The sequence below is a fragment of the Bradyrhizobium sp. BR 1432 genome (assembly GCF_051547705.1).
In the GTDB taxonomy this organism is placed as follows: domain Bacteria; phylum Pseudomonadota; class Alphaproteobacteria; order Rhizobiales; family Xanthobacteraceae; genus Bradyrhizobium; species Bradyrhizobium zhanjiangense.
Map to the genome: position 1 here is coordinate 122,324 of NZ_JBPUGF010000003.1, position 18,091 is coordinate 140,414.

15 protein-coding genes are annotated in these 18,091 nt (G+C 59.8%); 9 read left to right on the forward strand and 6 right to left on the reverse strand.

The features are described from left to right. Positions 1–106: 106 nt before the first annotated feature. Positions 107–1,729, reverse strand: a complete 1,623-nt coding sequence (locus ACSKB8_RS00860) for an MFS transporter (RefSeq protein ID WP_438101850.1) — start codon at positions 1,727–1,729, stop codon at positions 107–109. A 14-nt stretch (positions 1,730–1,743) separates the two neighbouring features. After that, positions 1,744–2,577 (reverse strand): alpha/beta fold hydrolase, encoded by an 834-nt coding sequence (locus ACSKB8_RS00865; RefSeq protein ID WP_438101851.1) that lies wholly within the window; start codon positions 2,575–2,577, stop codon positions 1,744–1,746. Positions 2,578–2,801: 224 nt separating this feature from the next. On the opposite strand from ACSKB8_RS00865, the gene ACSKB8_RS00870 reads away from it, so the two are divergent. Continuing rightward, positions 2,802–4,151, forward strand: coding sequence for a sigma-54 interaction domain-containing protein (locus ACSKB8_RS00870; protein WP_438101853.1), 1,350 nt, complete (start codon positions 2,802–2,804; stop codon positions 4,149–4,151). 41 nt (positions 4,152–4,192) lie between these two features. Here the strand turns inward: ACSKB8_RS00870 and ACSKB8_RS00875 are convergent, their stop codons facing one another. Both ACSKB8_RS00875 and ACSKB8_RS00880 read right to left on the reverse strand, forming a co-directional pair. Next, positions 4,193–4,549: a hypothetical protein gene (locus tag ACSKB8_RS00875; protein ID WP_438101855.1), complete on the reverse strand. Its 357-nt coding sequence runs from the start codon at positions 4,547–4,549 to the stop codon at positions 4,193–4,195. 187 nt (positions 4,550–4,736) lie between these two features. Continuing rightward, a complete protein-coding gene (locus ACSKB8_RS00880) occupies positions 4,737–6,416 on the reverse strand; it encodes a cache domain-containing protein (protein ID WP_438101856.1) in 1,680 nt (559 codons plus the stop codon). A gap of 200 nt (positions 6,417–6,616) precedes the next feature. On the opposite strand from ACSKB8_RS00880, the gene ACSKB8_RS00885 reads away from it, so the two are divergent. The 7 genes from ACSKB8_RS00885 to ACSKB8_RS00915 all read left to right on the forward strand — a co-directional run bounded on the left by ACSKB8_RS00885 (position 6,617) and on the right by ACSKB8_RS00915 (position 14,494). Next, positions 6,617–7,615, forward strand: a complete 999-nt coding sequence (locus tag ACSKB8_RS00885; protein WP_438110298.1) for a CobW family GTP-binding protein — start codon at positions 6,617–6,619, stop codon at positions 7,613–7,615. 141 nt (positions 7,616–7,756) lie between these two features. Further along, a complete protein-coding gene (nthB, locus tag ACSKB8_RS00890) occupies positions 7,757–8,479 on the forward strand; it encodes a nitrile hydratase subunit beta (protein ID WP_438101858.1) in 723 nt (240 codons plus the stop codon). A 9-nt stretch (positions 8,480–8,488) separates the two neighbouring features. Beyond that, the gene (nthA, locus tag ACSKB8_RS00895; protein ID WP_438101860.1) at positions 8,489–9,109 is read left to right on the forward strand and encodes a nitrile hydratase subunit alpha; all 621 of its coding nucleotides are present in this window, start codon (positions 8,489–8,491) and stop codon (positions 9,107–9,109) included. A gap of 5 nt (positions 9,110–9,114) precedes the next feature. Next, positions 9,115–9,429, forward strand: a complete 315-nt coding sequence (locus ACSKB8_RS00900) for a nitrile hydratase accessory protein (protein ID WP_438101861.1) — start codon at positions 9,115–9,117, stop codon at positions 9,427–9,429. Positions 9,430–9,617: 188 nt separating this feature from the next. Beyond that, a complete protein-coding gene (locus tag ACSKB8_RS00905; protein WP_438101863.1) occupies positions 9,618–10,619 on the forward strand; it encodes a GlxA family transcriptional regulator in 1,002 nt (333 codons plus the stop codon). A gap of 377 nt (positions 10,620–10,996) precedes the next feature. Continuing rightward, positions 10,997–11,989: a GlxA family transcriptional regulator gene (locus ACSKB8_RS00910; RefSeq protein ID WP_438101865.1), complete on the forward strand. Its 993-nt coding sequence runs from the start codon at positions 10,997–10,999 to the stop codon at positions 11,987–11,989. 801 nt (positions 11,990–12,790) lie between these two features. Continuing rightward, the gene (locus ACSKB8_RS00915) at positions 12,791–14,494 is read left to right on the forward strand and encodes a carbon-nitrogen hydrolase family protein (protein WP_438101866.1); all 1,704 of its coding nucleotides are present in this window, start codon (positions 12,791–12,793) and stop codon (positions 14,492–14,494) included. Positions 14,495–15,048: 554 nt separating this feature from the next. On the opposite strand, the gene ACSKB8_RS00920 is transcribed toward ACSKB8_RS00915, so the two are convergent. After that, positions 15,049–16,149: an NAD(P)-dependent alcohol dehydrogenase gene (locus ACSKB8_RS00920; RefSeq protein WP_438101868.1), complete on the reverse strand. Its 1,101-nt coding sequence runs from the start codon at positions 16,147–16,149 to the stop codon at positions 15,049–15,051. A gap of 80 nt (positions 16,150–16,229) precedes the next feature. Then, positions 16,230–17,705: a benzaldehyde dehydrogenase gene (locus ACSKB8_RS00925; protein ID WP_438101869.1), complete on the reverse strand. Its 1,476-nt coding sequence runs from the start codon at positions 17,703–17,705 to the stop codon at positions 16,230–16,232. A gap of 177 nt (positions 17,706–17,882) precedes the next feature. Between ACSKB8_RS00925 and ACSKB8_RS00930 the strand changes: the two genes are divergently transcribed. Further along, on the forward strand, positions 17,883–18,089 hold the full coding sequence (locus ACSKB8_RS00930; RefSeq protein WP_438101871.1) for a hypothetical protein: 207 nt from the start codon (positions 17,883–17,885) through the stop codon (positions 18,087–18,089). The last annotated feature ends 2 nt before the right edge of the window (positions 18,090–18,091 follow it).

Consider the following 18,091-nt stretch of genomic DNA (forward strand, 5'->3'; position numbering starts at 1 on the left):
CAGCGGATTGCTTACATTTTGCTCGTCGTCCGATGCCGAACGTGAACAATCAGTTGAAAGCCGGCGAGCGCAACATGACGATTTCGCCGATTCCCAACGTCCACGATCAAGTACTGATATCTCGACCGCGGGTTTCGGGCAGCAGTAGAGCCCCGATGATCGCGGTCGAAGCTGCGAACGCGATGGTGTACCAAAGCCCACCGAAAATATTGCCGGTTGCGATGACGACCGCGGTCGCGACGAATGGTGCAAATCCACCGATCCAGCCGTTACCGAGCTGCAGCGCCACGGAGACGCCGCTGTATCTTATGCGCACCGGGAACAGTTCGACCAGAAGAGCTCCGAGCGGCCCATAAACCATCGTCGCCAGGAACACGAGGGCAAATAGCACTCCGATGACCAGGGGACCATTAGGCTCCGCCGGTGCCTTCAATGCCGGTAGCCCCTTCTCGGTGAGCACCTTGAGGACCTTGGCCTCGTCGAAGGGCACGGCCGCTTCATCGCCGATCTGGACGGTGAGAGATGCCGCATCGGCCTTCACGACGTAAGGAACGGCGCGCGCGGTCAGGAACGACTTTACGCGGGTGCATTCTTTCGTCGCTTGGGGACTGAAGAGCTGACTGAACAATGATTGATCTTCGGTACAGTCGTTTGCGTGTATCACCACGGCCGTTTTCGCGCGGAATTCCGCGAGCGCGGGATTGCCGTAGGTTGCCAGCCCCTGGAAGAGAGGGTTGATCAACAACGCCGACAAGGCGCATCCCGCAACGACGATGGGCTTGCGCCCTATCTTGTCGGATAGCCAGCCGAACAACAGGAAGAACGGCGTGCCAAGAGCCAGGGCGACGAGCAGATAAAAGTTCGCCTGTTCGAGGCTCATTTTCAGAACTGTCGTCATGAAATAGAGGCTGTAGAAATGCCCGGTGTACCAAATCACGGCCTGACCAGCCACGACGCCGAAGATCGCGACAAGCACCAGACGCAGATTGCGGCGGTCACCGAAGGTATCGACGATCGGGTTCTTTGAGCCTTTGCCCTCGGCCTTCATCTGCTGAAACACCGGCAACTCGTGCAGCTTGAGACGGATATATAGCGAAAGGACCAGAAGGGCGATTGATCCGATGAACGGTATGCGCCAGCCCCAGCTCGCGAAGCTCTCCGCCGACATCGAAGAGCGACACAACAGGATCACGACTAGCGAGAGGAACAGGCCAAGCGTCGCCGTGATCTGGATCCAGCTTGTGGTGAAACCTCTACGGTCCGCATCGGAATGCTCAGCAACATACGTCACGGCGCCACCGAACTCGCCGCCGACAGCAAGACCTTGCAGCAGACGCAAGCCGACCAGGATGGTCGGAGCCCACCAGCCAAACGTTTCGAAGGTCGGCAGTAGCCCTACCGCCGCAGTCGCGAGACCCATCACCAGCATGGTCACGAGAAACGTCTTCTTGCGCCCGACGAGATCACCGAGCCGCCCGAAGACGACCGCACCAAACGGGCGAAGGACGAAACCCGCCCCGAAAGTCGCCAGCGCAGCGAGCAATGCCGCTGTTTCATTTCCCTTTGGGAAAAAGAGCGTACTGAAGAACGCGGCCAACGAGCCGTAGATGAAGAAGTCATACCATTCGAACACGGTGCCGAGGGCAGCCGCGAAGATGATGCGCTTGGTGTCGCGATCCAGATGTTGGGAAGCGAGGCCCGCTTGTGATTCCAGGGCGTGAACTGACATCTTGTCCTCCCGCATCAAACGTTTTGCTGCAAATGAGACGACACTTCTTCCAGACGTGGCGGTAACAAGCCTTGCCGTGCCACGAAATCCTCCAACAAGCGATTGAAGGTGTCCGGTCGCTCGAGCATTGGAAAATGCCCCGCCGATGGCACGTAAAAAAGCGTGCTGTTGGGAATGTTGCTCGCCAGCACTTCCGACTCGCTTGGAGGAGTGATGATGTCCTCTTCGCCGACGACGACCAACGTCGGCACGCGGATCTCACTAAGCCTTGCGCGGCTATCCGACGCATTAAGCGAGGCGATCGCCTGACGTGCCACGAAGGCTGAAGTCTGCGCCACCTCGTTTTTGGCAAAGTCGATGAGTGCGGGACTCGCAGCAGAACCGAAGGATCGTTCGATGACCTTCTGGCTTGCTGCGACCACGCCCAGATCATCGATGGCTTTGAGGACGTTATCGACGTTGACGTCGGCCCCCAAGCCGTGCGGTGTGGCTCCGACCAGCACAAGCGCCTTTACACGCTCGGGGTAGGACAGCGCGAAGTTCTGGGCCACGGTGCCGCCCATCGAAAGCCCAACGAGAACCGCCGAGTCGATCGCCAATGCGCGATACACTCGGAGTACGTCTTCGACGAAGGCATCGATCGTATAGCTTCGGTCTTCGGGACGTGGCGAACGGCCATGACCGGGTAGATTGATGCGGAGCATCTGGTGACGGGGCGAGAACGCCTCGACCTGCTCGCGCCAGAACTCCGCTGTAGTCGTGAAGCCGTGCACGAACACCAGCGGCATTCCCTCTCCCGACACCTGCACGACGGTGTCTCCGATTGTGATGGTTCTGATGGGTGTCATTCCGCTCCTCCCGAGATTGGTTTCCCAGCGAGAGGTTCGCAAGCGCCGTGCCATTTCGGCTTCTTGCGGCACGATGCCGCCTAACCCCGTGGCAGAGCGATCCAAATTTTGATGGCCGTGAAGGACCATCGTGGTTTGACGCCAATGGAGGGCGGGGCTAGTGTATCAATTACGTGACACACCTGTCGCATCACAGTGACACTCTAAAGAGACGGAACTGCTCCATGGTCCTTTCGCAGTGGATTGCCGGATCGTTGGAAGAGGCAGGCTTCCTGAGGCTTGTTCTCGATCATGTCTCAGACTGCCTCGTCGCGGTTGATACCTCCGGCACGATTGTCCTGATCAACCAGCCGTATTGCAGACTTCTCGGGGGCGCGGCAGACGACTTCGTCGGGCGGCACATCACCGACGTAGTGGGGCCACAGACCAAGCTTCATCTCGTCGCCCGTGGGGAAGGAAGCCATATTGGTTATCCGCTGAAGGTACGCGGCCACCAGCTCATCACGCGGCAGGTTCCCGTGCTCCAGGATGGCCAGATCATCGGCGCGGTCGGCCTGGCCCTGTTCTCGGATCTCGGAGCTCTGAAGAGAACTTTCCGACGCGCCACGCAAGCCGAACTCGAGATGCCCCAGGGCAACAAGCCTTGGCGGTCGCGGTTCAGCATGAGCGACATCGTAGGCCAAGGCGAGCTCATGGATACTTACCGCAATTCGCTTGAGGTGGTCGCCGGACACGACCTCCCCGTGTTGATCTCGGGAGAAACCGGTTCCGGCAAGGAATTGGCCGCCCACGCCATCCACGCGAGTTCAAGCAGATCCGAGGGGCCCTTCGTTTGGATCAATTGCGCTTCGATTCCAGGCGAACTGATAGAAGCTGAGTTGTTCGGTTATGAAGGCGGCGCGTTCACCGGAGCGCGGAGTCGTGGAAAGCTCGGGAAATTCGAGCTGGCTTCCGGCGGCACTCTATTTCTGGACGAAATTGGAGATATGCCGCTGCACCTGCAGGGCAGCCTGCTGCGCGTTCTCCAGACGAACGAAATAGTGCGCGTCGGCGGAACGACGCCAATTGCCGTCAAGGCCCGGGTGGTTTGCGCGACCAACCAATCGCTTCCAGAACTGGCTCGCGCAGGCCGTTTCAGACAAGATCTCTACTACCGCCTCGGCGTGCTGCCGATCGACGTACCTGCCCTTCGCGATCGCGATGACATCGAATTTCTCACCCGAGAACTTCTGAGGCGGATCGCAGAGCGCTTGGACGCGGTACCAAGAGACCTGAGCCGGAAAGAAATCAATTCACTCGCTGCACATAAATGGCCGGGCAACGTCCGCGAACTGGAGAATGTGCTCACGCGATTCATGGTCACCGGTCGCCTGACGACATTCACGGCAAGTCCAGGCCGAGAGCAAAAATCAGACCCTGCGCCGCAACCGCTCAAGCAGCGCATCCAATCGCAGACGGCCATCGAGATTCGAGCTGCCCTGGAGCAATCTGGCGGCAGCAAGCGCCGCGCGGCCGAGCTATTGGGCATCAGCCGCGGACATCTCTATCGGCTCATGAAAGAGCAGGCACTGTAGCCGCGCGAGTTGATCCGTCCGCAATCCCTCCTTTCCCAAGCCTAAACTTGGCCTCCAACTGAAGGCGAACGCCTGCGGGAAGCCAAGGCATCCACCGTCAGCTCACCGGCGACAATTATCTGCATCGGCCGGCGCGCGGTCAGCCCTGCCTTGCCAAGTAGCCACCGTAAATGTATCGCCTGACGAACAAGCTCACGACGCTGATCAGCAAGGCCCTGTTTTTCGGTTGTCTCGGGCATCTCCTTGCAAGTCGCGGTAATGAGCTGTACTGCACGCTCTATCGTTAGCAGCAATTCGACGATCGCGGATCCAAAATGGGTCCGAAAGTCGTCCAGCGAAAGTGCGCTGTCGAAAGCCGCCGGCACCCGCAACGAAACGGACTCTGAACTGTGATCCATTGGCAATCCTCATGCCGGTGACCTCGATTGACGCACCACCGCCGTCATTGAGCCATTACTTCATCAGGCGCGTCGACGATGCCTTCGTGTGAACGCCGTGCGTCGTCGCTGGGTCGGAGCTACGAATGAAGTAGTCCGACGGGTCTTCTTCGTGATCGCCGGCAGCTCGACTTCGGAACAATGCCCCCTATGCGGCTCTGACACTCGTAACAAAACTGGTAACTTCGTCCTGCAGCAGCCGCAGCTTACTAACCAAGCGTGCACTCGACCCAAGGACCGTGGCCGCCACCTGTCCGGTTTCAGACGTAGCGGTGTTGACCTCAGAGATGTTCTGCGAAACCCGGTTCGTGCCGGAAGCAGCGTCTCGCACGCTTTGCGCGATTGCTTGCGTTGCGACGCCCTGCTCCTCGACCGCCGAAGCAATCGACGACGATATCTCGTTGACCTCGGTTATGGTCGTCAGGATGCCTTGAATATTGCCGACCACTGAGGCCGTTTCGGCCTGGATCGACGAAATCTGCGTGCCGATCTCCTCGGTCGCCTTGGCGGTCTGCGTCGCGAGCGATTTCACTTCGGCGGCGACGACCGCAAAGCCTCTTCCGGCCTCTCCCGCACGCGCCGCCTCGATCGTGGCGTTCAACGCAAGCAGGTTGGTTTGCGCGGCAACCTGATTGATGAGTCCAACGACCTCACCGATCTTGGAGGCCGCCGTAGCGAGCCCCTGAACGGTCGCATTCGCACGCTGCCCGTCGTTGGCTGCCTTGTCGGCAACCTGAGCCGCCTGTGTTACACGATGGCTGATCTCGTTGATCGAGGCGGACAATTGGCTGGCGGCCGAGGCGACCATTTGCACGTTCTCGGAAGCCTCGTGACACGCCTCCGCAACTGAGTTTGCCCGCCCATTGGCATGATCGGCGCTCACCGACATGCTCTCGGCAGCCTTCTGCATTTCGCTCGCTTCGTCGAAAACCTCCCGCACGACGGTTTCGACGCTTGCCTGGAACTTGCCGGCAAGTTCGACCATCATCCTACGCTTGTCTTCATCAGCCATTTGCTTGAGTTCCTGCTGTTCGCCATGCATTTTACGGACGGCCGCGTTTTCTTTGAAGACACGCAGAGCGCGGGCAAGACTCCCGACCTCGTCGCGACGGGTCGTGTAGGGCACTTCGAAATCGTCCTCGCCCGAAGCGAGCTTCTCGGTAAGAGAGGTGACTGTGATAAGCGACCGCGTTACGCTACGACTGATGGCCAAGGAAATGGCGAGCACCAGAACGACGACACCAAGGCAAATCCACGCAAACGTCCAGGCAGTCTGTCGAAAGATCACGTCAATATCATCGACATAGATGCCTGTTCCGATGATCCAGCCCCAGGGCGCGAATCCTTTGACATAAGATAATTTGGAGACCGGCTGATCGGAGCCCATCTTCGGCCAGAGATACCCGTAGAAGCCGCTCCCCTGTTTCTGTACGATGTCGACAAAGCCCCGAAACAGGTAGTTGCCGGCAGGATCCTTGAAATCTCCGACCGGCTTGCCATCGAGCTCCGGCTTGGCCGGACTCATGATCATGTGCGGGACCATGTCATTGATCCAGAAGAACTCGACCTTGTCGTAGCGCAGCCCCTTGATCTCAGCGAGCGCCGCCGCCTGAGCCTGCTCGCGGGCAAGCTTTCCGTCAGTTTCGAGCTTGTAATAGTGCGCCAGGATGCCGTGCCCGACATCAACCATCTGGTGGATCTTGGCTTGTCGATCCGTCATCATCTGGCTGCGGATGTTGTAGAGCGCGATCGGCACCAGAGCGATCATGCCCGCAAGCGCGACAGCGATAACGACAAGGAACTTGGCTCTCAAACCACGAAAGAACATGGGGCTCTCACGACCAAAAATATGATCGACAGCCTTGCGCTCGTCCTCTTACCAGACGCTTAAATGTCGAGCCCTTGGCATAGCCAGTGCACGATATTGACGCTGTTTGGCAGGATTTGCACGCTCACGGAAGTTGCGGTGTCCCGCATCGCAAAACTAGCCTGCCCGACGGAGTATTCGTGCAACGAAGCGCAGGGCCGATGACGACGTCGCAAAAAATTCCGGTCACAGTGCTGACCGGCTTTCTTGGATCGGGCAAGACTACGCTGCTAAATCAGCTCCTCGAAAGCGGGCTGATGGCCGACTCCGCCGTCATCGTCAATGAATTCGGGGCCATCAGCATCGATGCCGAGTTGGTCGTCGGGGTCGACGAGGAAATCCTCCAGATCAACAATGGCTGCATCTGCTGCACGGTCCGCACGGATCTGGTTACGACGATCACCAGGCTTCTATCCGGGCCAAGGCGCATACGCCGGATCCTCATCGAGACCACGGGCTTGGCCGATCCCGCCCCCGTCATTCAGAGCTTCATTGTTGACGAGGCCCTGTCGGCCGCGACCACGCTTGATGCGGTCGTGACGGTGGTGGACGCCACCCATATCGATCGCTGGCTTGCCGACCAGAGCTCTGGCGAGAACGTCGCGGCCGAGCAGATCGCCTTTGCCGACATCGCGGTCATCAGCAAGCTGGATCTGGCTGAAGAAGGCGTCTTCGCCAAGACGGAAGCGGTCATCCGGTCCATCAATCCGATGGTTCGCGTGGTGGCCCCGATCGAAGGCCGGGTGAACGTCAGCTCGATCGTCGACGTCAGGGCTTTCGATCTGAAGAACTGTTTGGCCATCGAGCCGCGACTGCTCTCCGACCTCGAGCACGAGCACGATCAATCCGTGATCAGCGTGGAAGTCCGCGAGGATCGGCCCCTGGATGGACCTCGTTTTTTTCGCTGGCTCAACGCTTTCGTCCAAAAGAACGGCGAAGACATTCTCCGCTGTAAAGGCATTCTGTCGCTCGCAAGCGAAGCGCGCCGTTGGGTATTTCACGGCGTCCACATGACGCTCGACGGACGGCCCGGTCGCGCATGGGCCGCCAACGAGCCTCGCGTCAGCGCGATCGTCTTTATTGGAAGAGGTCTCGATGCGGCTCAAATTCGCGACGAGATCGCCAAACTGACCGAGAAGGACGCAAGTCTCGTTGCCTAAAACTGATCAGCAATCCGTCTTGTCCGATGCGCTTCCATGCCGGCCGGAGGCGTCGCTGGCTTCGTGTTCAAAGAATCCGTCTTCGTACATGCCGCCCCTAGCTGGCCGCATGCTCACTTTCAGTGAAAACCGGCTTTCAGCATGAAACTACAACACTATCTGGGAGGCCTGGAAGGCCTCGATCCGATCTCGCTCGAAACGCGCGTGTTCGTCGAGGCCTGGGAGGAGCGCATCTTCGGGATCCACACGGCGATGATGGCGCTGAGCCCGCAACTCGACCTCGAAGCGACGCCGAGTACGTTCAATACCGTGTGGACATGGGCAGACCTGCGCAAAGGCGCAGAGTCGATGAACCCGTTCGACTACTTCAAGTTCCGCTACTATGAAAAGTGGCTCGGCGGTATCTGCGGATACTTCGTCGCCAAGGGGTACATCACTGAGGCAGAGCTCGACGCACGCACCAAAGCCTTCCTGTCGTCGTCTCCCGCGATGCCTGAGGGTGGTGACGCCAAGGTCGATGCTCGCGTACGGAAGTATCTGCTGATCGGAGACGATCCGAAACGCGAGCGCACAGCCTCGCCCCGTTTCGCCGCTGGAGACATGGTCACGGTCGCCGATCCGAAATCGGTCGAACATACCCGCTTGCCCGGTCATCTCCGAAACAAAGTCGGCATCGTCGATAGTGTTTACCCCGACGCTTACACCTACCTTTGCGACACCGGACCCGACGGAATCGGACAGGCAATGACGGTGTATTGCGTCAAGTTCGATCCCGAGGATCTTTGGCCGGGCAATACCGAGGCGAACTTTACTTTCTACGCTGACTTGTTCGAGGCGTATCTCGAGCCGACGACCGCATCCTGAGGAACCGAGATGGAACGATTCGAGCATTCGAAGGACCGTGAAGCGGTGAACGCGGCGCGCGCACGCGCGCTGGAGGCCCTCCTCATCGAGAAAGGCGTCATCACCAGCGAGACCGTCGACAAGATCATGGCGATCTTCGCCACCGAGATGGGGCCGTTCAATGGGGCCAAGCTCGTTGCCAAAGCGTGGGTCGATCCCGACTTCAAGAGGCTTCTCGCCGAGGACACCATGGCCGCTGTCGAGACAATGAACTTCGTGACGAAGGGCGCCGGAGCTGAAGGCGAGCACATGAAAGCGGCGATCAACACGCCCGAGGTGCATAATCTCATCATCTGCACGCTTTGTTCGTGCTACCCTTGGCCGATCCTTGGGCTACCTCCGTATTGGTACAAGGACCCATCCTTCCGCGCGCGCGCGGCGCGAGAGCCACGCAAGGTGCTCAGCGAGTTCGGCCTTGATATCGACCCGAGCAAAGAAATCAAAACCTGGGACAGCAGCGCCCAGATTCGCTGGTTCGTGGTTCCCGAGCGGCCGGCGGGCACGGACGGCTTCAGCGAAGAGCAACTGGCAGCGCTGGTCACGCCGGAATCGATGATGGGCGTTGCCATCGTCAAGCCGCCCGGAACTTGACGTCCATGCAGACGAATTTCGAGCACTTCGCGTTGGGCAGCATGTTGGGGCAATCCGACATGCCGCCCAAGGACAACGGAAGCCTCTGCTTCGGCGCGCCGTGGCAGCGTCAGGCTTTTGGCATGGCGTTGGCCCTCTCCAAGCAGGGGGTGTTCGAATGGGACGACTTCCGTTCGGAGCTGATAGCCACGATCGCCGCGTGGGAGGCCATCCACGACAAGTCCGATCCGAGCTGGGACTATTACGAGATCTGGCTTACGGTGCTCGAGACGATGGTCGAAAGGTCCGGACTCGGCAGCCAAGGCGCTGCGGCGTCCTGATAAGGGGGCAAATGGCGACGCGCAAGTTCGGCGCTTACTCCCCCACATGCTATAAGTGCCGAACGCCTCAAGTCTCAATAGCTGCATGGTTGTCCGAATATCGGGCAAGTTTGGCCGAAACTGACGCATTCGCGGCGAACAACGGGAATGAAAGTTGCATAACAATTGATCTCGATTGAGGATTGTTGATGCGCATCGCCTTGCTTGCACCGCCAGGGGTTCAATCTCTCGATATCGTCGGCCCGGCCGAGGTGTTCTGGGAGGCGGCCAGACGGCTGGGAGATCCGAACGCCTACACGGTGCAGGTGATCGCCGGGTCGGCTGATCCGGTGCGCGGAACGGGCGGACTGCGGTTCGTGGCCGATCGCCATATCTTCGATCCCGACGAGCCGATCGACACGCTCCTCGTCGGCGGCGACCCGTCATTTGCGGCGGTCGATCCCGCCATGGTCCAATGGCTACGGCGCAGGGCCGGCACTGTGCGGCGCCTCGGCTCTGTCTGCACCGGCGTCTTCCTGCTCGCGGCGGCGGGCCTGCTCGAAGGAAAGCGCGTGACGACGCATTGGGAATGCGCGACGCGCTTGCGGAATGAATATCCCAACGTCGACGTGGATTCCGATCAGATATTCATCAGGGACGGCAATCTTTGCACGACGGCCGGTGTCACGGCCGGGATGGACCTTGCGCTCGCCCTCGTCGAGGAAGACTACGGACGCGAGCTGGCGCTGATCGTCGCGCGCTACATGGTCATGTTCCTGAAGCGCCCCGGTGGCCAGTCGCAGTTCAGCGCGCATCTTGCAGCGCAAATGTCGGGCAAGAGCAAGATTCAGCAAGTCCAGCAATACGTTCTCGACAATCTCACCGCCCCGCTTTCAGTCGATAATCTGGCCGAACAGGCCGGAATGAGCGTCCGGAATTTTACGCGCGTATTCCGCCAGGAGATGAACATGACGCCCACCGAATTCGTGGACGCGGCAAGGCTGGACGCGGCGCGCCTGCTTCTCGAGGATAGCGCAAAGTCGTTGCAGCAAGTCGCGATCCGATGCGGCTTTGGCAATTCCGACGGTATGAGGCGGGCGTTCATCCGCAACTTGGGCATTGGCCCTGGCGAGTATCGTCAGAGATTTCGCAGCGCCTGGGCCGGCACGCGCCACACCGCCGCACCTCATGCCGCCGGCAGCCGGCCCTAGCCAACAGATGCCTTTCCGCTGGTCGACAGAAGCCGCCGCGGTAAGCCGCGGCGGTGGCGATGAGACTTGCTCACCGGATTCTTACGAGCTCACATGATATTGTGCAGCAGGGGGCGCACTTTCGCGCACCGATGGCCGATGTCGACGTGAGTTTGGCCGATCGCACACGGCCAATTCCATTACATTTGTAACCTAGCAACTTGCCTGGTCGGGAGCTGATCAGCCCGCTCCGGCGGAGGCCGAGCTGTGGGCGACGGCGTTTGTCCGCGATACGCCTCGATCGCCGACTATCCGCAACAGGGTCGATGACGCACTTCGGACCTCCAGCCCTCGGGCCTTCCACAGATGATCACGGGGTACCCGAACAGATCATTCGTGTGGGAATCGTCGTCGTCAACGGCGCCAACGCGATCGACTTCATGGGGCCGATCGACGCGTTCAACGAAGCCAGCCGATCATCGACGACGCCCGTTTCCTACAAGGTAGATCTGATTGCCGCGACATCGGGCCCCATCGTGGGCTCTTCCGGCGTGCGCATGCTTTCCGACAAAGTCATCGGACCCGAGCTCGATACGTCCTACGACACGATCCTGGTCGCCGGCAGTCACGAACTTCAGCTAGCTGAAGCTAACCAGCCGCTCATCGATTGGCTTGTCCGAAGCGCACCATCGGCGCGCCGGATTTGCGCGACCTGCACAGGAACGTTCGTCCTCGCGTCCGCTGGTTTACTCGACCGGCGACGCGCGGCAACGCATCGCGACTACACCGGGCAGTTCTCGGCGATGTTTCCGAAAGTTCACGTCGAGTCAGACCGGCTTTTCGTTCGTGACGGCTCTTATTACACCGCGGTCGGCGGAACGGCCGGCATCGACCTCTGCCTCTATCTCATCGAGAACGACTGTGGACGGCCAACATCACTCGACGTCGCCCGGATGCTCGTCATCTTCCTGCGCCGGCCGGGCAATCAGCCGCAGATCAGTGAATTTCTCAAGGCGCAATCGATCCGAAATAACCAAATCAGTCACGTCATGGATTGGGCGCTGACGAATCTCGACGCAGATCTTTCGATTGATGCGCTCGCCAAGCGCGCCGCGATGAGCCCTCGCAACTTCAGTCGTGCGTTCATGGACGAAATGATGACGACTCCAGCCCGTTTCGTCGAAAGCATCAGGGTCGAAGCCGCCCGTATCCTTCTGGAGACAACCCCACTGTCTATCCAGCAAATTTCCCATCGGATCGGATTCGGCAACCCGGCAAACATGCGCCGCGCATTCGTTCGGGCCTTCCAGACACCGCCGGCGGAATACAGACATAACGTTGAACGTCCAATGCCCCGCGCCGAATACACGAATTTTCTGGAAGCCGACTGATCCAGGTAGCCCTATGGAGCATGGAAGACACCGTGCAGCAACGATGGTGAGCCATCTGAGGTCTGGGGCGTTTCAAGGGCGCATTCTTGTGGACGTTCATCTGGTCTCTCCCTGGAAAAATGAAGGTTCGCAACCTCAGCTTCCTCGGTTCAGACCAGATGGACAACTTCCTGAAAGACCACACCTAGTGCGCAATTTGACCTGGTCATCGCACCGGTCGTACCACGCCGTCGGAGAGCAGCTACACAATTATCAGATCGCGTTCGAATCAAAAACATGAGGTAATCAATCTGACACGCGCGTCTATTGATGCGCTGGATTGTCGAGCTTACGACGCGACGCCACTGAGCTGTGCACAGGAGATCTACTCCCAATGCGCCAATTTCCCAATCCAGCCGAATGGCATGGTTGTTGCCACCTTCTTTGATGTCAAACAGCAGGACACAGAAGATGTTGCGATTATCCACGACGCATGAACGAGGGCTTTGTCGAGCTGCTGGTCGATAGATATGTGTTTGACAATACCCGTACTTAGACTCTCATTGGACCATTTTCTGGCAAAGTTGGCGGTTGTCGCGACGCCGAGATCGTGCAGCGCCGGAGATCTGGACGTAGCCGCTGCCGCCTCCCGACGTGTCCTCAAAAGAGCGGATCGACCGATCCGGTCATCGTCACCTCAGCGCCAAAATGAAGGGACACAGGGCGTATCGGCACGCACACTGCTTTGAGAAGCAGCGGCGTTGCTCAGACAATCGCTACCGCCATCTCATACAGTCGTCATCGCGACTAACGGAGCATCCCATGAAATCCTATTTATATCGCGCTGCCGCGGTGCAGACGCTCGCCGAGGTCGGAAATATCGAGGCGAATCTTAAAATCTGCGAGCACTATGTGAAACAGGCTGCCTATCAAGGTGTACGTCTCATCGTGTTTCCGGAGTGCATGAACGCCGGATATCTTTACGATTCAATCTCCCACGCTCGAAGGATCGCGGACACAGTCAACGGGCGTTTTGTCCGCAGCCTTGCGAAGCTCGCGCGCGAGAACGATATGTTCGTCGCCACCGGCATGACGGAGTGGGATCCGAAAGCAGAAAAGATCTTCAATACCGGAATTCTTCTCGACAGAAAAGGAGAGCTTGTTGTTCACTATCACAAGCAATTCCTGACGACGCACGACCAGAACTGGTTCACGGTTGGCGAGCGCGGTTTCCCGGTCGTCGAGACCGAGCTCGGGCGCGTCGGGCTCATGATCTGCTTCGATGGCCGCATCCCTGAAATTCCGCGCTGCACGGCTTTAAGTGGAGCGCAGGTCATTATCGATATGGCCAACTTCTTTCTGATCGATCAGGCGGACATGTGGCGTCCTGCCCGCGCTTTCGAGAATGGCGTCTGGATATGTGCCGCTACGAAGGCAGGACAGGAGCGATCGATCTACTATCCGGGCGGAAGCATGATAGTCGACCCCAGCGGCAATCTGCGCGCCAAGGTCGCCTGGGACACACACGGCATGGCCATTGGCGATATCGACCCGGCGCTCGCGGACAACAAAGCCATGAGTCTCGGTGCGGACAAGTTCGCCGACCGGCGGCCCGACACTTATAAGGTCCTGACGGCTGCCTACACCGACACGAAAGTTGCGGAAGTCAGCAACCGGCCAATCGTTCCGGGCGAAATGACCTTCAACATGGCTGCAATTCAGAGCCATGTTTCGGAATCTCAGCTCACGACCCTCGATTGCGTAGTGGAGCAAGTCGGGCATGCGGCAAGGTTCGGTGTCAAACTCATGGTGCTGCCGGAATATTTCGCGTCGCCGAACTGGAGGATCGACCCCACCGAGGCTACGCGGCTAGCCTCCATAAATGGCAAGCTTCTGAAGACATTTGGCGAGCTCTGCAAGTCAGAAGAATGCGCAATCCTTATGCCGAACGTCGAAGAGGAGGATGGAAAGCTCTTCTCGACGTCCTTCCTGATCGGACCGGACGGCAACATGCTGATGTCTTACCGAAAAGTCCATCTCTTTACGGATGAACGTGCGTGGGCGACAGCTGGTTCAGACTACCCCGTCATCGAAACGCCGTTCGGGCGCATCGGCATCATGATGGGATATGACGGGATGTTTCCCGAATCAGCCCGTTGCCTCGGAACCAACGGCGCCGACGTGATCCTGTGGCCATCTCGCTTGCAAGATCGCAAGGAGCGGACCTTGCTGGCCGTGCCACGCGCAGTGGACAACCGATGCGCTGTCATCCTCGCCAACCGTGTCGACGCGCCATTCGGCGGCGGCAGCATGGTGGCGTTGCCCGCCCAGTTTCCGGTGTGGGACGTTGATGTCGCGGTTCCGTGCTATCCCGACATGCACAAGGTAGTCGTGGAGGTCATCGAGATCGCCAATGCACGTCAGAAGCATATGATGGCGAACGTCCATATGTTCGCCAACCGTCAACCTTCGACCTACGGCGCGCTCGTCGAGCCACATTGCGTTAAGAACATCACCGCGGAATAGGCGAGCGCAGCGCAGGGCGGCGGATCAACGGGCCACGCTGCCACTGTCGCAATTTTCAGCCAGTGGTGGGCCACTCGCCATCGACCATTCAATCGAACGGAGAGCGTTTCCTCTCGATTGTTAGCTTTCCGGCCGCCAGCACTTCCTCACGAAATGCTTAGAAGCGCGAGATTGGCGACGACGACGCGGTGCGAGCGCGACGAGAAGAGGAAACCGCCGCCGTGAAAATAGATATAGATGATGAGACGCTTGGCGTCAGACGCGGGGTGGTGGATCAAGTCACCGCCGACCGGCCCGACGCTACCCGCTCGATGATGGTACCGTCCGGAATCGGCGCCTGCACATTGATCCTTCGAATCAAGCGCGCATGTCCGCCGGGCTGCCATTGGCGGGGCGGGAATTGCGGGCTCATGTGAAAATCGCTGCGAGTTGCTGCTTGGACATGTTTTCCCTTTCGATGCTGTGCGAGATGCCGGTAGATCGGTCGTTGCCATCTCTTTGTGAAAGCGGACGAGCTGCCGGCCCGGCCCGTTGCCGCAACGAATGACCTGAGCTCAGTTCATCCGTACGATCGGCTTGATCACGGCGCCGGTCTCGGAATCGTGGATCGCAGTGTTGATCTCATCGAGCGAATAGAACTTGACGAGCTTGTCAAACGGGAAGCGGCCGTTACGGTGGAGATCGATCAGCATCGGAATGAAGACGTCGGGATTGGAATCGCCCTCGACGATACCGATCAGCCGGCGGCCGGCGCTCATGAAATGCGTCTCGTTCAGCACAATTTCCGCGTCTGGACCGGACGCGCCGAGAATGCCGCAGGCGCCGCGCGGGCCGAGGCTCTCCACGGCGTTGCGGATCACCGCCGGCAGGCCCGTAGTATCGAGCGCGAAGTTCAGTCCGGTGCCGGTGATCCGCATGATCTCCTCAACCGCATTGGTCTGACGCGGATCGATCATATGCGTCGCGCCCAAAGATTTCGCGATTTCGAGCCTTGCTGGATTGGTATCGATCGCAATGATACTGGTGGCGCCGACGACGTGCGCTGCCATCAGCGCGGAGAGCCCGACCGAGCCCGATCCGAACACCCCGAAGGATTTTCCTGCGGAGACCTTCAGCGCGTTAAAGACTGCTCCGGCGCCGGTCTGCACGCCACAGGCAAGCGGCCCGAGCAGTTCGAGCGGCACCTCGGATGCGACCTTCACCACATTGACCTCGTGGCAAATCGCATGGGTCGCGAACGACGACTGACCGAAGAAGTTGCCGTTGATCCGCGCGCCGTCCGCCGACAGCGCGCTTGTCCCGTCCGCGCGCGCGGCGAAGAAGTTGCGCGGGAAGAATTCATGGCAGTAGCTGGCCGCGTGGTCCTGGCAGCTCGAACACCCGCCGCAGGAATTGAAGGTCATCACCACGTGATCTCCGGGTTTTACCTTGGCGATGGCGGCACCGACCGCTTCGACGACGCCGGCACCTTCGTGGCCGAGCACGACCGGAAACGGCGTCGGCAGCATGCCGTCGCGAACGACGAGGTCGGTATGACAGACACCAGTAGCCTTCACCTTGACGAGAATCTCGTCAGGGCGCGGGGCTTCAAGGTCGATGGTTTCAAGGTTCAGCGGCGCGCCCTTTTCGCGGGCGACGGCGGCACGGATCTTCATCTGGTCTCCAGAGGTCAAATGTTGCCGGCGGATGGATCCCGGCGCGCGGACGCCGGAAGCAGTGCGATGCGCGAAGCGGATCAGAACGGATACGGCGTCGCCTGCGGCTTTTCCGAGGTCCAAACCCATTGTGTGAACTCTTCCCAGATTGCCGGACCGCCGATGCGGCTGCCATTGCCGGAACGGCCACGCCCGCCGAACGGCGCGAACGGACCGCCATTGACAGTCTGATCGTTAATGTGGAGCTGGCCTACGGCGAGGCGATCGCCCACGGCGCGTGCTCGTGCAATCGAACCTGAAATTACGCCGGCGGCGAGGCCATACTCAGAGCGGTTGGCAAGCTCAATCGCTTCATCGTCCGTGGCGAAACTGACGATGCACGCGACGGGCCCGAAGATCTCCTCCTCGAATGCGCGCATGCCGGTCCTCACGCCGGCCAGCACCGTCGCCTGGTAGTAGCGATCGTCGTGGCGACCGCCGGCAAGTAGCCGCGCGCCCTTTGCCACCGCGTCGTCGACGATCGCTTGGATCTTCGCCACCTGCGCGTCGCTGATAATGGGTCCGAGCGCAACCTGCTGGGAGGACGGATCGCCAGCCGGCAGATGTCGCGCCTTGTCGGCGACCTTCATCGCCAGCGCGTCAGCGATGCCCGCGTGCGCGAGCACGAGGCCAGTCGACATGCAGATTTGCCCCTGATGCAGGAACGCACCCCAGGCAGCGTTGGAAGCCGCAACGTCGACATCGGCATCGTCGAGCACGATCAACGAATTCTTGCCGCCGAGTTCGAGCTGGACCTTCTTGAGATGGCGGCCGGCGACCTCGCCGACCTTGCTGCCGCCTTCCGCCGACCCGGTGAAGGAGATCATCGCGATGTTTGGGTCGCTGCACATGGCCTCGCCCGCGGCAGCGCCGCCCGGCGCGACCTGCAGCACACCTTTGGGCAGGCCCGCGTCCTCGAAGATGCGGGCGATGATGATGCCGCCGGACACCGCGGTACGGGGATCTGGCTTGTGCACCACGGCGTTGCCTACTGCAAGCGCCGCAGCGATCGCACGGATGGAAAGCACCAGCGGGAAGTTGAACGGCGAGATCACGCCGACAACGCCATGAGGCACGCGCTTCGCGGTGTTCGACCGCCCCAGCTCCATCGACGGCAACATGATGCCGTTGGGCTCGATCGCGATCGCTGCCGCGTGGCGTACGAAGCCCGCGCCGTGCTCGATCTCGATCGCAGCCTTGGGTTGGATCGAGCCGCTCTCGCGCATGATCCAGCCGATCAGCTCTTCGCCGTTCTGCTCGAGCAAGTCGGCAGCCTTGTTGAGGATTGCCGCGCGCTCCTGCGGCAGCCTCGCGGCCCACGCCGGCTGCGCCTGACGCGCCTTTTGTGCGGCCCTGGCGATGTCCTTGGGATCGGCGAGACCGACCGAACCGAGCACAGCGCGCGTCGCAGGGTCGCTGATCTCCATCACACCGCCGGCGGTGGCGCACCACTCGCCCAAGAACGCCTTGCCGTGCCAACGGTCGACGGCAATGAAATCGCGAGCCTGCATGTTCATCGAAAGGTCCTCCCTCCGCTGGTGCGGATTGATTGATATTGCGGTCGTTGGACCGCGGCTTGCGGTGCCGGGAGAAAGAGGCGCAAGACCGTTTGCTGCACGCCGCGCAGTCGTCGGCGCTCGCCGCACCCAGGGTCAAGACCTTCGATTGGCCTTCTTGCTCGCTTCCTCCCGCGAATGGCTCAGCAATTAGCAAGGCCGATGCCAGCTGATGACGGCCGGCTAGGGCGGCATCGCGATTTCTATAATTTCTGTGTCAGAACAATCGCTTATGCGAAAAACGGCAATGTCGGGGTGCTCGATCGGGTGGGACTACCATGGCTTGATTTTCCTGAAATAATGAAGCTCTCTCCAGAAGAGATTTCACCATTTAATGAAGAGTGAGG